At 62.9% G+C, this 16139-nt stretch carries 14 protein-coding genes; 3 read left to right on the top strand and 11 right to left on the bottom strand.

What is annotated here, in order from left to right; genetic code table 11:
• Positions 1–31: 31 nt before the first annotated feature.
• The 3 genes from OXT71_20770 to OXT71_20760 are packed head-to-tail and all read right to left on the bottom strand — an operon-like array spanning position 32 to position 2374.
• Positions 32–1051, bottom strand: a complete 1020-nt coding sequence (locus tag OXT71_20770) for a hypothetical protein (protein ID MDE2928825.1) — start codon at positions 1049–1051, stop codon at positions 32–34.
• Positions 1048–1962, bottom strand: coding sequence for an ABC transporter ATP-binding protein (locus OXT71_20765; GenBank protein ID MDE2928824.1), 915 nt, complete (start codon positions 1960–1962; stop codon positions 1048–1050). Before OXT71_20765 ends, OXT71_20770 begins: the two co-directional genes overlap by 4 nt.
• Position 1963: 1 nt before the next feature.
• Entirely contained in the window at positions 1964–2374 is a 411-nt protein-coding gene (locus tag OXT71_20760) for a GntR family transcriptional regulator (protein MDE2928823.1), read from the bottom strand.
• Positions 2375–2509: 135 nt separating this feature from the next.
• Here OXT71_20760 and OXT71_20755 point away from each other — a divergent pair, with 135 nt between their 5' ends.
• Entirely contained in the window at positions 2510–3667 is a 1158-nt protein-coding gene (locus OXT71_20755; GenBank protein ID MDE2928822.1) for an ATP-binding protein, read from the top strand.
• A gap of 113 nt (positions 3668–3780) precedes the next feature.
• Complete coding sequence (locus OXT71_20750) at positions 3781–4176, top strand: hypothetical protein (GenBank protein ID MDE2928821.1); 396 nt, start codon at positions 3781–3783, stop codon at positions 4174–4176.
• A 10-nt stretch (positions 4177–4186) separates the two neighbouring features.
• Here OXT71_20750 and OXT71_20745 read toward each other — a convergent pair whose 3' ends face one another.
• Positions 4187–5386, bottom strand: a complete 1200-nt coding sequence (locus tag OXT71_20745) for an amidohydrolase family protein (GenBank protein ID MDE2928820.1) — start codon at positions 5384–5386, stop codon at positions 4187–4189.
• Between the two features lie 1175 nt (positions 5387–6561).
• The gene (locus OXT71_20740; GenBank protein MDE2928819.1) at positions 6562–8073 is read right to left on the bottom strand and encodes a hypothetical protein; all 1512 of its coding nucleotides are present in this window, start codon (positions 8071–8073) and stop codon (positions 6562–6564) included.
• Between the two features lie 101 nt (positions 8074–8174).
• Here OXT71_20740 and OXT71_20735 point away from each other — a divergent pair, with 101 nt between their 5' ends.
• Complete coding sequence (locus OXT71_20735; GenBank protein MDE2928818.1) at positions 8175–9260, top strand: lactonase family protein; 1086 nt, start codon at positions 8175–8177, stop codon at positions 9258–9260.
• A 27-nt stretch (positions 9261–9287) separates the two neighbouring features.
• Here the strand turns inward: OXT71_20735 and OXT71_20730 are convergent, their stop codons facing one another.
• From OXT71_20730 to OXT71_20705, 6 genes are all read right to left on the bottom strand, one after another.
• A complete protein-coding gene (locus OXT71_20730) occupies positions 9288–10127 on the bottom strand; it encodes a sugar phosphate isomerase/epimerase (GenBank protein MDE2928817.1) in 840 nt (279 codons plus the stop codon).
• Between the two features lie 9 nt (positions 10128–10136).
• On the bottom strand, positions 10137–11111 hold the full coding sequence (locus OXT71_20725) for a cysteine synthase family protein (protein ID MDE2928816.1): 975 nt from the start codon (positions 11109–11111) through the stop codon (positions 10137–10139).
• Positions 11112–11129: 18 nt separating this feature from the next.
• Positions 11130–12173 (bottom strand): TIM barrel protein, encoded by a 1044-nt coding sequence (locus OXT71_20720; GenBank protein MDE2928815.1) that lies wholly within the window; start codon positions 12171–12173, stop codon positions 11130–11132.
• A gap of 13 nt (positions 12174–12186) precedes the next feature.
• Complete coding sequence (locus OXT71_20715; GenBank protein MDE2928814.1) at positions 12187–12327, bottom strand: DUF5989 family protein; 141 nt, start codon at positions 12325–12327, stop codon at positions 12187–12189.
• Positions 12328–12415: 88 nt separating this feature from the next.
• Positions 12416–12835, bottom strand: coding sequence for an SxtJ family membrane protein (locus tag OXT71_20710; protein ID MDE2928813.1), 420 nt, complete (start codon positions 12833–12835; stop codon positions 12416–12418).
• A 43-nt stretch (positions 12836–12878) separates the two neighbouring features.
• Positions 12879–16025 (bottom strand): TonB-dependent receptor, encoded by a 3147-nt coding sequence (locus OXT71_20705; protein ID MDE2928812.1) that lies wholly within the window; start codon positions 16023–16025, stop codon positions 12879–12881.
• Positions 16026–16139 lie beyond the last annotated feature (114 nt).

Genomic DNA, 16139 nt, shown 5'->3' with positions numbered 1-16139 from the left:
TCTCCAGCCTCCTACTATAATATACGAACAATTACATGTTATGGGGTACTAGTTGCCGGTCTTCGTACTCGTTGACATCGCGCTCCCAATGCCCACGATGCCCAGGACCTACGGGACCAAATGACACCTTGGAGCCGACCTGCAACGGCACAACCATCAGATCGTCAGGATGATTCTCGGTCACGATGGTCCCGTGGAGAACCATTCGTCTATCTCGCGAAGACATAGAGGCGTTGGAAAAAAACTTCAGACTCTGTTCGTCGATCCTGGCCACCAACTTTTCGGGGTCAACGACAGTCCGTTCTGGTCGTCGTAACGCAGCCACGAAATCCCAAGTCCACATTTCAACAGTCAGGATGCATGGAAGCAGACCTGCCAGCGCGAGGATGGCATTGAGCTTCCTCCGCCGAGTCAGATATTGGAGGCAGACCACGATTGCCGCCATTGTCAAAAGGATTAGAAAAAACCCAATCCACTTCGAACTCCTCAGGGTCATCGTGGTTAAAGGATCGATGTCCAATCGAATCCCAGGGAAAAATATTTCCGCTTTCACCAGCAGGAAAACAATCATGGAAACCGAAGAAAAGAGACCCAACGCCACCATCTGGGAAAGGCTGCGTGTCAAAACGGCTAGCATCATGAGGATTGCAACAACGAAGAGCGTGTAGATCAGTGTCTCGGGGATTGAACGGAGGGTGTCGTGCGCGGTAACTCCATTGAAGAGGAGAAACATAACCTCGACCAGAAGTGCCGGAATTATCAATGTCACCGCCAAAACGATCGACTTGGCGGCCAGCAACTGCCGACCGGAAACAGGCCGACTCAGCCAGAATGAGGTGCTTCCCACGGGAGAGTCTTCCTGAACCAGATTGGAAACGATCAACGCCAACAATGCGACCTTCAGCACTCCAATGACAGCGATCCAACCCAGACCCAGGCCCCACCCGAGACGGACGAAGAGGCACACAGATATCAACAATCCCAACCAACCGGCCAGGTAGAGACGAAGGTGACGAAAGTCCTTGCGAAAGATGTGTAGTATCAGCTTCATCCCTCCTCCTCGTAGAGCCGCCAAGATCGAGCCAATGCGAGAAAGATTTCCTTCAGAGACATGGGGCTCACGTCGAGGTCCTTGACTCCCGGAAGGACCTCCCGAATGGTTTCCGCGCCGGTTCCGTTTTGGAAACGGCTATCCACGAAACGGAGCACCTGTCCGGCCCGCTCTGCCATCAGCCATGTTTCCGGAAGGGTCTCCGGTATCTCTTGGCCTCGTTCCAAAGTCGCCTCGCACCGGCGGAAGCGGTTTCGAAGCGACGCCGCAGGCTCGGACATCTGCATCTCGCCGTTGTGGATCACCCCCACCCAGTCGGCCAGACGCTCCACTTCGTCGATATCGTGGGACGCGATGAAGATGGTCCGCTCCTCCTGACCCGTGACCTCCAGCAGACCCCGGATCAGCTCATCCCGGACCAGCGCGTCCAGGCCGGTGAAAGGTTCGTCCAGGATCATCAGTTCCGGCCGGTAGGAAAGGGACGACAACAGCGCCGCCTTGACCTTCATCCCGCGGGAAAAAGTCTTGAGCTGACGCGCCAGGGGGAGGTTGAACTGCCGGATCAGCCGGCGGCATAAGTCGTCGTCCCAAGCCGGGTAGAAGGGCCGGCAATAATCGATCAGCTCCTGGACGGTCATCCATTCCGGCAACTCCTGGTTTTCGGAGACGTAGCCGATCCTCTCCAACTGGGGCGGTCCCAGACGAAGCGAATCGGTTCCCAGAATCGTGGCCCTGCCACCGGAGGGCCGGACCATGTTCATGACCATCTTGATGAGCGTGGTCTTGCCGGCGCCGTTGGGGCCCAGCAGGGCGAAGATGCTGCCGGCCGGAACCTCCAGAGAGAGGTCATTGACGGCAACGGTTTTCCGAAATCGGCGGGTCAGTCCTTGAGTCTCGATGACGGCGTTCATGTCACCCCTCCTTCTGCTTCCTCTGATTCCCGGCATTCGAGAGCCGTTCCCACTGGTCCTCGACCGCTCGGACGAGCTGGTCCCGAGTCAGGGACAACCTTCTGGCCTCCACCACCACCTGCTCGACCTCGTCCTCCAGCAGCGCCGAGCGTTCCCGCGGGGTCGCCTCCGGCAACCGGCCGACGATGGTGCCGATGCCCGGTTGGACCTCCAGGAGCCCTTGATCCACCAGCCGCCTCACCACCTTCTGAGCCGTGTTGGGATTGATCCGGAGCTCCTGGCTCAGGTTCCGTACGGAAGGAAACCGGTCGCCGGGAAGCAACTGTCCTGAGACCACCGCCTTCTGGACCGCATAGACCAGTTGCCGGTAAACGGAGACGCCGGTGCGCAACCGGACCGTGAACGGAAGCATAGCTGTACTATTTCACATAGTACAGCTAGTGTCAAACAATAATTTCCACCTCAAGACCCCCTCATTTTCTCGTTTACACTTGCATTCCTGGAGATCAGTTCCCTAATTGCAAGTGTTGTGTCCACGATTCCGCGAGTGTTGCGACCCAAAGTCGAGTCATATCTGCGTCAGTTCCCGGCCGTTGCCCTCCTTGGGCCCAGGCAGGTCGGGAAGACGACTCTGGCCCGGGATATCGCACGCACTGCCGACAGCGTGTACCTGGATCTGGAAGACCCCGCCGATCTGGCCAAGCTGGAGGATCAGGGCGCCTACCTCCGCTCCCTGCGCGGACGGCTCGTGGTGCTCGACGAAGTGCAACGCGCGCCGGGGCTCTTCCAGCTCCTGCGCGTTCTCATCGACGAACGCATCCGGGGTGGCGAGGCCGCCGGCCAATTCCTCATTCTCGGTTCCGCCTCCATCGATCTGTTGCGGCAATCGGGCGAGAGCTTGGCTGGACGTATTGCCTGCCTGGAACTGTCGCCGCTGGACATCCGGGAGACCCGAGAAGAGACCCGGACTTCACTCTGGATCAGGGGTGGATTCCCGCCCAGTTTTCTGGCGCCAAGCGACCATCAGAGAGCGCGGTGGCGGGATCAGTTCGTCCGGAGCTATCTGGAACGGGACATCCCTCAGTTGGGGCCTCGGATCCCGGCCGAAACCTTGCGGCGGCTCTGGACCATGCTGGCCCATGGCCAGGGGGATCTACTGAACGCGGCGAATTTGGCCCGCGCTCTCGCCGTCGACGGCAAGACCGTGACCAAGTACCTCGACCTGCTGTTTGACCTGCTGTCGGTTCGCCGGCTGCCGCCGTTTTTCGCCAACGTTCGGAAGCGTCTGGTGAAATCCCCCCGGCTCTACGTCCGCGACAGCGGCATCGTCCACACGTTGCTGCGCCTCGATGATGAGGAGAGCGTCCTCGGTCACCCCGTCGCCGGCAAGAGTTGGGAAGGATTCGTCCTGGAAACCCTGATCCGGGCCGCCGCCGAGCGCACCCAAGCCAGCTTCTATCGCACCGCCACCGGCGTCGAGGTCGACCTGATACTGGAGCTTCCGAGAGGCCGCCTCTGGGCCATCGAGATCAAGCGCGGACTCGCCCCCAAAGTGGAGCGGGGCTTGCGGGTCGCGCTGACCGATCTACAGCCGGAAAAGGCGTTTCTGGTGCACTCGGGCGAGGATCGTTATCCGAGAGGGCACAACCTCGAAGCCATCGGCTTGGAGGCTCTGGCCGACGAACTCTCCAGCCGGGACCATTAGGGCACCCTCCTGGATCAGTAAGGAGCGACCGTAGTAGATTCAGAACGAAATCTTCGGATTGCACCTTGCATACCGATGCAAATTCCGACACAAGGAGAGGAGAAGAGGTGAACATGAAGCGATTCCTATTGACCGCACTGGTCGTTTTCATCGTGCACGAGGTCCTGGGATTCATCATTCATCAAGTGCTCTTGACACCCTACTACCAGGAAACCTATTCCCTGTGGCGAATGCCCGAGGAGATCAACACAGGCTTGATCGTGCTTGTCGCTGCGATCTGGTCCCTGCTCTTCACCTATATCTTCACCAAAGGCTACGAAGGCAAGGGCCCCATGGAAGGGATTCGGTACGGACTGCTGGTCGGCCTCCTGATCACCGTCCCGATGGCGTTCGCCACCTACGCCGTGCAGCCCATATCGCTCTCGCTGGCCATGGCTTGGTTCGTCTATGGAACGGTTCAGATCGTCGTCTGCGGACTCGTTGCCGCCCTGGTCTACGAGCGGGCGTAATCCGGCGGCTTCAGCTTCGCGGCGCCTCGCGCACCAGGCCGAACAACCGGGCGGCATTGCCGCCCAGGATCGACGACTTCTCCGCTGCCGTGAGGAAGTCGCAGTGGACGCGGATAAAGTCGAGCGACTGGCGGTAGGTGCACCACTGCGACATCCCGTACGGGCTGTCGCTCCCCCACAGCAGCGACCCGGCGCCGACGAGGTCGCGCAGTACCCGTAAGAGCTTCTGGCCTTCGGCGTAAGGGTAATCGGGCCACTTGGCCGGCATCAGCATCTCGGCGTGCACCTGCGGCCGTTCGAGCACCTGCAGCAGCTCCTCCGGCACGCCGATCTGGTGGATGATCGCAGCCGGCACCAGGCCGTGGGTGATCACGCACGACACGTCGGGGTGGCGCCCGGTCCACTCGTCCAGCTCCGCGACGCGGCGCATGAACAGGCCCACCCGGTCCAACGCACGGTCGTCCAGGAACCAGAACACCGGAAGCGCCCGCTCCTCCACCACCTGCCAGAGGGCGTCGAACGTGGGATCGTTCAGCGAGCGGTCGACCTGCATCACCGACAGCGGCTCGACGCTGAAGTAGAGGCCGCGCATGCCCAGCTCATCGAACCCTTCCCGCAGGCGGGACAGCCGGCCGGCGTCGTCCGCTTCCGGCTCCCAGATCTGTGCCAGCGGGATGAACCGGCCCGGATACCGCGCGGCCGCCTCTGCGTAGTACTCGTTGAGATCGCCGTAGACATGGTCCGACTGCAGCACGCCGATGTCGACGCCCGCCATGTCCATCTCCGCCACCATCCGCTCCGGGCCGGCTTCGTTGTTGGTCAGGCTGGGCGGGTAGATCTGCATCCGATAGGAGACCCCGTCGACGGTGATCTCCGCCTGCCCGTGGCCGGTCAGGTGAAACCCCACGTCCGGCATGTCGGCGATGGAGTGCGAACCGAATTCCAGCAGGCGTTCGTCGACGTGTTCGCCCGTGTCGGTCCGCCAGAAGTCGATCCACTCGCGTGAATGGTACTGCCAGAACTTCAATCGCAGAGCGGGAGGGATCCCCTGCGGCTGCGATCCGAGCCGGGGGAAGATGTGGTAGTGCGCGTCGATGACCGGAACGTCGCTCGTCCCACCAGGCAGCACCCAGCCGCCGCCGGTCCAGCGCAGCTTGCTTTCGTCACTCCTGCGAGCGTCTTTCTCCGGAGGGCTCGCGTAATCAGTCATTGACCCGATTATACGCCGAATCGGCAGTGTGGTTGGCTCCCTGTTATTGACGCGCTGAACAGGCGGCAAACAGGCTGTCAATGGCCCCGAACCCAAGGGATCCGCGTCCCTGGGAATGGCCTCGGTTCAGCAGGCGACCTGCAAAGCAAAGAACGCCGCCACGACGATCAGGAGGCTCAGCGCGACTCCGTCGATGAGGTCCTCGAGGGATGCTTCCGGATTCATGTGTGACCTTTCATGGGAACTCGTTCCGATCTACTAGTCTCACGCGGGGGCCGAGGGTCCCGCTGCCTGCGACTGGTCTTCCACGGTCTTGCGGAAGCGTTGCCCCCAGCTCGAACGTGCAGCCGCACCTGGGTCTCCACCTCGGCTTTACATCTCGCACCGAGGACCAGTCCGGCGCGTGCGGCGCTACTCAGCCCGGCAGGCTGGCCAGAAGCAACAAGGCCAGCAGCAGCAACAAGGCGATCCTGAATTCCCGGTCATCATTTTTGGTGCGTGTTCTCATACAGCCTCCTTCCGGGGAAGAATTCCGGCGCATCCGGATTCGGCGTTTCGCCAGTCGGCGGGCACAAGCGGGGCAGGTGGGGCCTGCCCTGAAGAAATCTGGAGGTCAATGCCGTCGCAAGCCAAGTGCCATGGATTGAGCATCTCATTTCCTTCGACGGAGCTCGTATTTTCGCGCTCTAGTCAATACAACGCCCGAAAACGGAATCGGTCACAAACTTTTTTCCCTTCGGGCGTAAAGGTCCTCGATCGCGATCTTCGCGACGACGGGAAAGGGACGCTTGGCTAAGCCTGGAGCCTGGCGTTTGGGAGGTTTCGGGTGGGACAGTCCAAAAGCGGGCATCGAAGGCAATCGTTCGGCCAAGCCGTAGTGGAAGGGCGAGGATCACCGGTTGAGAAACATGAGTCGAGGGAGATACCGCTCTCGAAGTACTCCACCGGATCCCTGACCGGGCTCCCCCACTACCTGAGCGCCCCTAACGTCTTCGTCAACAGACGGACAGGGATGAGGCGGGTGAATCCCGACAAGCCGATGCGCCGGGCCGCTGACAGGGTCGGGTTGAAGGTCGGTCTTCACGAACTGAGGCGATTCTGCGGCAGCCACTTGCTGGTGCAGGGGGTAAATGTGAGGACGGTACGGGCGATTGGAAAACGCCCCTCTCCTTGCCTCAAAAAATCCACGCAGGAATCGGCGGGCCGGCGGAGATGACCTCCTCCAGGTACGAACCGGTCTCGGGGGGAAGGACGGCATCATGGTCCTCCACATCCTCATGGATCCGGTAGCCCATAACGTTGTGCCAATTCCCGTCTCCCAGATGGAGGTTTGCGGCAAAGGGGTGGTCCACCCGCCACATGGAATCTCCCGGCGGCGGACCGAACTCCGCCCGGCAGTCGCGGGCCGGAATGGGCGCCTCCAACCCGGTGCGCTCCTGGTTCAGCGGCCAGAGGTAGAGCTTCTGCCGGGTCCATCCGCCTCCCCTAACTCGGCCCTGGTGGTCCCGAATGGTCCGGAAGCGCTTGTCGATGGGATGGGTCGGCACCAGGTAGATGTTCGAAGCAATGTAGGGAGTCCCGTCCACAGCCTGGTTCAGGGTGATGGGGGCGATGGAGATGCCCCCCCGGACATCGATGATCTTCTTCCAGCTCCGCCCCTCGTCCTGTGACCGCCAGACCCGGATCGAGTGGAAATCCTGCGGGCCGGGCCGGGCTGCGAAGAGAAGCGATCCATCCAGATCCCGGATCAGGCTGGCCTCGCTGGAGGAGTCGGCGCCGGTCACCATGACGAACGACTCGGGTTGCCACCGGCCTCCCTGCCGGCTCCAGCGAAGGACACCGGAGCCGCCCGGCACGCGGGGATCGTAGCCGTCACCGCCCTTGCTCGCGGCCGCGGACACGCACAGCAGAAGATCGTCGCCCGAAGGAATGGCGTTGGCGAGCCCGCCGTTGTAGATCCACCACCCCTCGACCATGGATTCCGGCCGGAACCTCTGCACATCGGTCCGCCGCATCCGTTCGCCGTCAAAGGACAGTTGGAACACCTCGAAGTACTGGTAATTTTCCTCCTGGCTGTACTCGGCTCCGTCGGGATGGTCCGGCCCCTTCTTGCGCCGCGCCAGCGCCAGGCTGACGCCGAACCCCGTCCCCGCGCCCGGGTGATCCGCTCCCGAGGCGGTTTTGGCTCCCAGGGGAACGAAGCCTCCCCGCATGGGGTACTTGACCATGATGGACGTCTGCCCCGGCGGATCGGAATGGGGATTCGGCTCGTCGTGATTGCGGTGGAGATTCAGGGTCGAGCCCGGACGAATCCCATCGACGGAATCGAAGAGCACCACGTCGTTTCCCACCTCGTAGTCGCCATGGCCGCTCTTGTGGCCCATGACCCCGTTGCGGATGCGCACGTTGACGAAGGCTCCCCCGGTGTAGGGCCCGGCCTGGAAGGGGAGAATCAGGCCGTAGCGCCAGCGCGCGCCCTCCGGCATGACCTCCGGCACCGTGAGGACGGGAGCCCCCCGGGTCACGCTCAGGATTCCGCTGCCTCCCTCGGGAATTTTGTCTCCGGACGAAACCGGAGCCTCGGAAGCCGGGCTCCGTGTCTCGCATCCCAGCGGCAGCACGGCAGTGGCGGCAAGCGCGGCCGTGAGCCGTTTCTGGAACTGGCGCCGATCGATGGTTTGAGACATGGCCACCCTCCTCTTTGGCTCTCCGGGATCTCGGAAAGGGCATGCTATCATGGGCCGCCGCAGGCACACAGATGGCTAAAAAACACCTCGGATACTGCTTCATGGTCCTTTTCTTGACTCAGACGGTGAAGGCTCGAAACCCGGACCCGATCGTCTACGTTGCCGGAGGGAGCAGCCGGATCGACATCCACACGCTGGACCTGAATCGGGGAATCCTGGAGAAGCGGGGCTCCGGGGCCCTGCGGCCCACCGACGACTCGGGCAGCTTCCCCTACGTGGCGCGCCATCCCAATGGGAAATTCCTGTATGCCCTGGACCGGTTGGAACCGCCCCACGTGGTCGCTCTGGCCATCGAGGACGGAGACCGCGGCCTGCGGCGGATTTCACGGACCCCGGTTGGTCCGGGATCGCCTCCTCACCTCCACGTGCATCCCTCGGGACGCTGGCTCCTGGTGGTTCACTATCATCCCGGAGCGGGCTACGTCTCGGTCCTGCCTCTGGGTCCCGACGGCGCTGCGAGAAACCCCGTGCAAACGAGAGAGGTCGGGAAGAAGACCCACATGGTCCAGGCGGACCCCGGCGGCAACTACTATTTCATTCCCTGCACCAACTCCGACTACATTGCCCAGTTCCGCTTCGACGCCGAATCGGGCCGGTTGGAACCGAACGATCCGGCGGTGGCTCCCACCGACGAGGGAGCCGGTCCCCGGCACATGGCGTTTCATCCCGGCGGCCGCTTCGCCTACGCCGTCAACGAGACCAACAGCACGGTCCACTCCTGGCGCTACGACGCAGCCACCGGCCGGCTCTCCGGCAGGGAGACGGTGGACTCGCTGCCCTCCGGGTTCGACCGCAGCGGAAACACCGGCGCCCACATCCTGGTCTCTCCGTCGGGAGAGTTTGTCTATGCGTCCAACCGGGGACACAACAGCATCGTCATCTTCCGGGTGGATCCCGGAACGGGGCGGCTGGAGCGGATCGGCTGGGAGCAGGGAGACGGATTGATCCGGATTCCGCGGAACTTCGACATCGATCCCGGCGGACGGCTGTTGCTGGTGGCGAATCAGGACGCCGACTCGATCCTCATCTTCCGGATCGGACCGGACGGCCGCCTGACCCGGTTCGGGGACCCGGTTCCCACGAGCGAGAAACCCACCTACGTCGGGATCTTCGGCAGGATCGACTGAACTTCCGAGATCCGGCTCAAGAGCCCGTCACGACCCGGCCAGACCGTCCAGGACTCCCCGCATATACGCAAAGGACTGCTTCATGCCCGGCAGGGGATTGTCCGGTTCGATCTCGTATTCCAGGTTGACGTGGCCCGCATAGCCCATTCGGATCAACTCCCGGAAGATGTCGGCCACCGGCATCTTGCCCTCACCGATGGCGCACTGGCTCCTGTGGTCCGTGAAATCCCGCAGGTCCTTCATGTGCATGTCCAGAATTCGGCTGCCCGCTTCGCGGACCGCATCCACCACGTCGACACCGGTGCGGGCCGTGTGGCCCACGTCGACGCACAGTCCCACCCGGGGGTCCATTCCCTTGATCACCTTGAGCCCGTCGGAGGGCGCCGGAAAATGCTGGTCCTCGGGGCCGTGATTGTGGATGGCCACGGCGATGCCGTAACGCTTGACGAATTTCTCCACCCGCGGCATGACCTGAGCCGTGGGGGCGATCGCCATCAGAGGCATGCCGCACTGTTTGGCGTACTCGAAGAAAAACTCCACGGCGTCGTCCGTGTCTTCCTTGAAGGCGACCACCCCTCCACCGACGATCTGCAGGCCGGACTTTTCGAATTGGGCCCGCGCCCGCGCCCGCTCCGCCTTAGAGGTCTCATACGGAATGTGAAACGACTTGATGTTGACGTAAGGCGTCCCCAACGCCCGCACCATTTCGATGGCCCCGGGACGGGGGATGTTCCGCAGCGAGTAGCTGGCCACTCCCAACTTCAAGGCCCGCTTCTTGGCGTGCGCCACCTGAGTCCGGCCGGCAAAAATTCCCGCTGACGCCGCCGCCACACCGAACTTGAAGAGTCCGCGCCTGGATGTTTTCATCTCCCCTCCTTATTGCTCATCTTCCCAGAGATCCGTGCTCAGGTATTTCAATCCCGAATCACAGATCATGATGGCCACCGTCCTCCCGGCGCAAGGCCCGTTCAGGAGCTGCAGCGCGCCGGCCAGGTTGGCGCCGCTGGAGAAACCGGCGAAGATGCCTTCCTCCCGGGCCAGGCGGCGAGCCATCCCGCCCGCCTCGTCGTCCGTGACCTGCAGATAACCGTCCACGTGGGCGCCATCGATGCAGGCCAGGTCGGCCATGGAGTAGCCGCCTCCCTGAATCCTGTGGCCGGGATGGGCGGCCTCCTCCCCGGCGAGGACCGCGGCCCCATGCGGCTCCACCACGTAGCACCGGATCCCGGGATCGTACTCCTTGAACGCCGCCGCACAGCCGGCAAAAGTGCCTCCGCTCCCCACGAAGTCGCAGAAGGCCTGGATCGAATGGTCCGACTGCACCAGAAACTCGGGACCGGTATGCAGGTAGTGGGCCCGGAAATTGCCCCGGTGCAGGAACTGATCGGCGCGAAACGCGCGGCGCTCCCGCACGAGTTCCCGCGTCGCCTGCTCCACCAGCTCCAGATCTCCCCCCGACACCTGTCCCGGAACCGAATCGGGAAGCTGGTCCACCAGGACCACTTCCGCCCCCAGCGACCCCATCATGCGCGCCCGCTCTCCCGAGTTGCCCTTGGACATGACCGCCACGAAGGGATAGCCCTTGAGGCCGCAGACGATGGCCAGACCGGTCCCGGTGTTCCCGCTGGTGAGCTCGATCACCGTCTGTCCCGGGCGGATCTCGCCGCCGGCTTCGGCATCTTCGATGATCTGCCGCGCGATCCGGTCCTTCTTGGAAAAACCCGGATTGAGGTGATCCAGCTTCGCCAGGATCCGGCCCTGCACGCCGCTGGCGATCCGGGAGAGCTCGACCAGCGGAGTCCGGCCGATGGCCTCTACGGCGGAGGGCAGAAGGGACTCGTTTCGAGCCATTTCAGTCCCGATGCCGGCTCACTCCTCCCAACCGTGGGCATCGCGAACCTGGATCATGCTGGAGAGAATCTGGTTCCAGGTTCCAGGGTCCGACATGATCCGATTGGGGAACATGCAGCCGTCCCAACAGATGTGCCGGCAAGCTCGTGTGACTTCCCCATCGGAGTCCCGAAGCCAGTGTCCGGCCGCCCGGACGATGTCCAGCTTGCCGCCGGGATCGGCGGGCAGACAGTGGCGGCCCGTCTTGTCGTGGGAGCCGGAACCCTTGACCGTGGCGTCGTTCTGGGCCACGTGGAAATCGATGGTCCAGGGCCTGAGGCTGTCGGTCAGGGTCCGGTAGGCCTGCCCGAACGTCTCCTGGTCCTGCCAATCGAAGTCCGCCGGCAGGATCGCGTCGCTTGCCGCGTTGACGCCCAGAAGATAGAGCAACGTGTGAGCCATGTCCGCCTGAAAGCCAAGAATTTCCGGCCGGTCGACCAGTTCCAGGAGCTTCAGCATCTCCTTCCAACTGTGCATGCCGCCCCAGCAGACCTCTCCCTCGGCCGCCAGGAGCTCGCCCTGGTCCCCGGCCCGGGAGCACGCTTCCCGAAAGGTGTCGGCGATGCGCCTGGTGTTGGCCTCCGGGTCGGCCGCCCAGGTCCCGGGGTCCACCGAGGAATCGATGCGGACCACGCCGTAGGGACGCACTTCCAACTCCCGGAGCCGCCGGGCAATGGCGCAGGCCTTTTCGACCATGCTCAGGAACCGGCCCCGGTCGGCCTCGTCTCCCATGGCCGATCCGCCGCCGGTGGGAGGCCACACGGGGGCCACCACGCTTCCGATGACCAGACCCAGCGCCTGGACCTTCTCGGCCAGTCTCTTCAGATCGTCGTCGGTGGAGTCGATGTCCACGTGGGGAGCGCTCAGGAAGAGGTCGACCCCGTCGAACCGGAGGCCGTCCACCTCGGCTGCCGCCGTCCAGTCCAGCATGGTGTCCAGATCAATGAAGGGCTCCTCGGCATCCGGTCCCTTCCCCACGACTCCCGGCCAGCCGGCATTGTGAAGCTTCGGATAGTTGTTCATGGTCTCGGCCCCGTTAGAAAAGAGTGTAGATGAATGGCGCCGCCGCCGAACCCGACAGCACGATCAGAACCCCCAACAGCAACAGCACGACGATGATTGGGGTCAGCCACCACTTCTTGTTGTGGCGCAGGAAGTCCCAGAATTCCCGGACGATTCCGGTCTGGGGCCGTTCGGCGTCCCGGCGGAATTGCGAAACCTCGGACGAGCCTTCGTCGGTCATGGGATCGCTTCCGGAACCTCCGTCAGAACTGTCGAAAGTAACGCTTCGGATCGTGGCCGGGGTCGTGGGAAACCCAATAGGTGTCCCGCTTCCGGTCCAGGTTCAACCCCAGCGGGTCGGGCCGGAACCAGCGTACCACGAGTCCGATGGGAGTGAGGACGAGGAAATAGATGACGGCCAGGATCAGGTGCGAGATGGTCCACCCGATGGGGAAGACGGCGTACATCCAGCCCACGTAGATGGGCCGCACCCAGGCCGGCTTCAGCAATCCGACGACGGCGCCCAGGACACCCAGGGCCCAGACGGCTCCAGCCAGGGTCCATTCGCCGGAACCGTAGACCCTCCAGGCTCCCAGGACGGCGCAGAAAATGGGCAATCCAATGGCGGCGAAATGGCGGAGCTCACGGTTCGAAGGCTGCTTGTTGATCTCGATGATGGCCACTTCTCTCTTCTCTATACCAATTTTCTCATTGCTTCGTTAAATCTCAAAAAGAGTACTTGAGCGCCAGTTGAAGTTGGCGTCCTGCAAGGGCGCGGCCGACGACACCGAATTCGGGAGTTCCGAACTGGGTGATCCCATCCCGTGCCCGGGGATTGAAGTTGGCGCGGTTGAGGCTGTTGAACGCCTCCAGCCTCACCTCGAGTGTCTCTTCGTCGCGAACCTGTAAGACACGGCGAAGGGATACGTCGAGATTGATGACCCCGGGGCCTTCGACGGTGTTGCGCCCCCCGTTTCCGTAGCGAAATCCTTTCGGCCGGACGAAGGCGGAGGTGTCGAACCAGCGCTGGGGGTGCCTCTGCGACGACGGCAGATTGGCTTCGCGGATGCGATCGGGCCACTGGGAGTATTGCGACCCGGTGTCGAGCGGATCGCCGGGCAGATAGACGGTGAACCAGGGCCCGTCCTGGAAGGTGGAGATGCCATGGAGCGACCAGCCGCCCAGGATTCGTCCCGCCCATCCGGTCCGCACGAATTGCCTCCTGGGACCGAAGGGGAGGTCGTAACTGCCGGATAAGAGGAGACGCTTCTTGATCTGGGAGTTCGCCACCCCTCGATTCAGTTCCGGCGACAGGTTGATGGACCGCAGCAGGAGGTTGCTCTGGTTCCCCTGGTCCCCTCCCCCCGTGTCCATCAGGCTCGACCAGGAAAATGCCCCCTGCAATCTGAGCCCGTCGGGGCCCGGCCTCTTTTCCAACTGGAGAAAGGAGCTGTGATACCAGGCGTCGGCGAAGGCTCCCGTGAACAGGACCGTTTGCAGCTCGGGAAAGGGACGCCTGGACTGCCGGTCACCGCTGCCGGGCGCCGCGTCGTTGAAGGAGACCGTTTCCAACCGGCCGCCGGTTCGCGAGTTCTGGTAGCCCACGTCCAGTATCAGCTCGGGGGTCCATCGGTGTTGCAGCGACAGTCCCCAGGTGCGGGTCCGGGGCAACGCCGTGGGTGTCTCGTGCCCCGTCAGGATGGGAACGGCTGAACTGGCCAACGCGGCGGGAAAGGGATCGGAGAAGGACAACCCGGGACTCTCCAGCGGGCCGTTGAAGATCAGAAGCCGGGATCCGGGCCGGGGGTTCTTCCCCATTCCCTGAATCATCGAGAGATCGGTCTCATTGGAATAGAGCCCGAGTCCCAGATGGAGCACCGAGGACCGTCCCAGCCGGAGAGCCATTGCCAGCCGGGGCAGCAGGCCCTCCCAGGGCCGCCATTCGACCAGCGGATAATTGGGGCGGAAACGGCCCGTTTCCCACGGCGCCAGATCCAGGTCCAGGAGAGGAGGAATCAGTTCTCCTGAGACGGGATCGAAGTTGCCCATGAATCCCCGCTTGTCCCGCCACGGGTATCTCCACTCGTGCCGGAGGCCCAGGGTCAGAGAGAGATCGGGCGTGATGCGCCAGCGGTCCTGGAGGTAGCTGTAGATGCTGTTCTGATGATAGTTGCCCCGGCGTTCCTCGCCTCCCAACAGGGTCCTGGAAGGGTAACCCAACAGGAAGTCGGCAAACCCGTTTCCGGTGTAGCGATCGTAGAAATCTATTTGGGACCGTCCCTGTAGCCCGAATAAGTTGTAATTCTGGCGAAATTCCACGCCCATCTGGATCGAGTGGTGTCCGCGCTGAAGCGTCAGATCGTCCTTCACCTGCCAGTTGCCGATGTTGACGGGTCCGATCCGCTGGAGGTCCCCGAAGCCCGTATATCCCTGGATCGACACCAGGGGAATGCCGTCCCGGTCGATCTCCGTCTCCAGCAGTTGAGGGATTCCCAACCGCCGCACGGCGTCGGTCTTGGGCCGGGCCACCACGGCCGTGTAGGGTCGCCGGTACCAGTGCAGGCCGAAATAGTTGACCGAACCTGCGGAGAGCCTCCGGGTGCTGGTGATGGCTTGGCTGTAGGTCTTGAGGGGCATCCGGGTTGAGAACACGCTGAAAACCCCGGCCCGGAAGTAGGGCCGTCGATCACCGGAGAAACGGAATGCCCAACTGCTGGATGAAGAGGTCCGCAGGTCGACGCGGGCGATGAGTTGGCGATTGTCGTGCGGCCGCTTGGAATCGGGGCTCGTGAAGTTGAGCGGCCCCGCCGTGTTGGGCAAGGGGTAGAAGCTGAGCAGTTGGCGGGCCACCGGGTCGATTCGATGGGCCGGTATCCGATTCCCGGGGAACGGTTTCCCGTTCAACGGATCCAGAATGGAGCCGGAGAACCTACCTTCACGCTCTTCCGGCGTGGGCACCACGGCCGTCAAGGGAAGGGTCTCCCGGATGGTGTAGTGCAAATAGGAGAGAAAGAACCAGGCGCGGTCCCGGTCCCGGTTCAGACCGGGCAGGATCAGGGGACCTCCCAGAGTGCCCCCCATCTGGTTCCGCTTGAATTCCGCCTTCCGCTGCTCGAAGTAGTTTCTCGCGTCCAGATTGTCGTTGCGGTGAAACCAGAAGAGGCCGCCATGGAAGCGGTTTCCGCCGTGCCGGGTCACCAGCAACACCTGCCCGCCGGAGCGAATGCCGTACTGCGCCGAATAGAGGCCGGTCTTGACGTCGAATTCCCGGATCGCTTCCGACGAGGGAGTCAGGCTGCTGGATCCGTCACCACCGGTGATCAGGGTCCCGTCGAAATAGGTCAGATTGTCCCGCCAGCTCATCCCCAGGACCTGAATGCGACGCGTCCCCTGGGAGACTGCCCCCGGAGCCAGCGAGACCAGATCCCGGAAGTTGCGTTCCTTGGTGGGCATGTTGCGCAGTTGCTTGCGATCTATGAGCTGTCCCACATCGTCCCGCTCGACGGTGAGTTGGGAGAGGTCCTCCGATACCTTGGAGTCCTCTCCCGGCTGCGTGCGGCGGAGGCGGAAGTCGAGCCGAACTCGTTGCCCGACCTGGAGTCGGACACCCACTCTGCGCTGGGAATCAAAGCCGTCCCTGGAAACCAGGACTTCGTAGTCTCCCACCGGGAGCCCATCCCAACCGTAGACGCCGGCAGTGTCGGATCCGCGGACGAAGAGCTCGTTGGTTTCGATCCTGCGGGCCTGGATCTCGACCTCCGCCAGAGGACCGCCGCCGAGTTTCCGGACGGTCCCCTCCAACACCGCAACCTGACTTTGGGATTCAGCCGATTCAGCCGTCCAGAAGGCGCAGATGAGGAGCAGCAGAATCAAACGTGGACATCTCACAGAGTCGCCGAGTATATGACGAATGCGGCGAGGTCGGGACTCAGTTGGTGAATTGTCGCAGTTGACGCTGGCGCCGGACGCAGCCTTGCCGGGAGGTCG

The organism is Acidobacteriota bacterium, from assembly GCA_028874215.1.
In the GTDB taxonomy this organism is placed as follows: domain Bacteria; phylum Acidobacteriota; class UBA6911; order RPQK01; family JAJDTT01; genus JAJDTT01.
The sequence above is the reverse complement of the archived record's forward strand: the minus strand, read 5'-3'. Positions and strand labels throughout refer to the sequence as shown.

Bases quoted from the DNA above. Each gene is read 5' to 3' on its own strand.
- OXT71_20740 (MDE2928819.1), bottom strand. From the start codon at position 8,073: ATGTCTCAAACCATCGATCGGCGCCAGTTCCAGAAACGGCTCACGGCC.
- OXT71_20725 (MDE2928816.1), bottom strand. From the start codon at position 11,111: ATGGCTCGAAACGAGTCCCTTCTGCCCTCCGCCGTAGAGGCCATCGGC.
- OXT71_20735 (MDE2928818.1), top strand. From the start codon at position 8,175: ATGGTCCTTTTCTTGACTCAGACGGTGAAGGCTCGAAACCCGGACCCG.
- OXT71_20750 (MDE2928821.1), top strand. From the start codon at position 3,781: ATGAAGCGATTCCTATTGACCGCACTGGTCGTTTTCATCGTGCACGAG.
- OXT71_20760 (MDE2928823.1), bottom strand. From the start codon at position 2,374: ATGCTTCCGTTCACGGTCCGGTTGCGCACCGGCGTCTCCGTTTACCGG.
- OXT71_20730 (MDE2928817.1), bottom strand. From the start codon at position 10,127: ATGAAAACATCCAGGCGCGGACTCTTCAAGTTCGGTGTGGCGGCGGCG.
- OXT71_20745 (MDE2928820.1), bottom strand. From the start codon at position 5,386: ATGACTGATTACGCGAGCCCTCCGGAGAAAGACGCTCGCAGGAGTGAC.
- OXT71_20765 (MDE2928824.1), bottom strand. From the start codon at position 1,962: ATGAACGCCGTCATCGAGACTCAAGGACTGACCCGCCGATTTCGGAAA.
- OXT71_20770 (MDE2928825.1), bottom strand. From the start codon at position 1,051: ATGAAGCTGATACTACACATCTTTCGCAAGGACTTTCGTCACCTTCGT.
- OXT71_20720 (MDE2928815.1), bottom strand. From the start codon at position 12,173: ATGAACAACTATCCGAAGCTTCACAATGCCGGCTGGCCGGGAGTCGTG.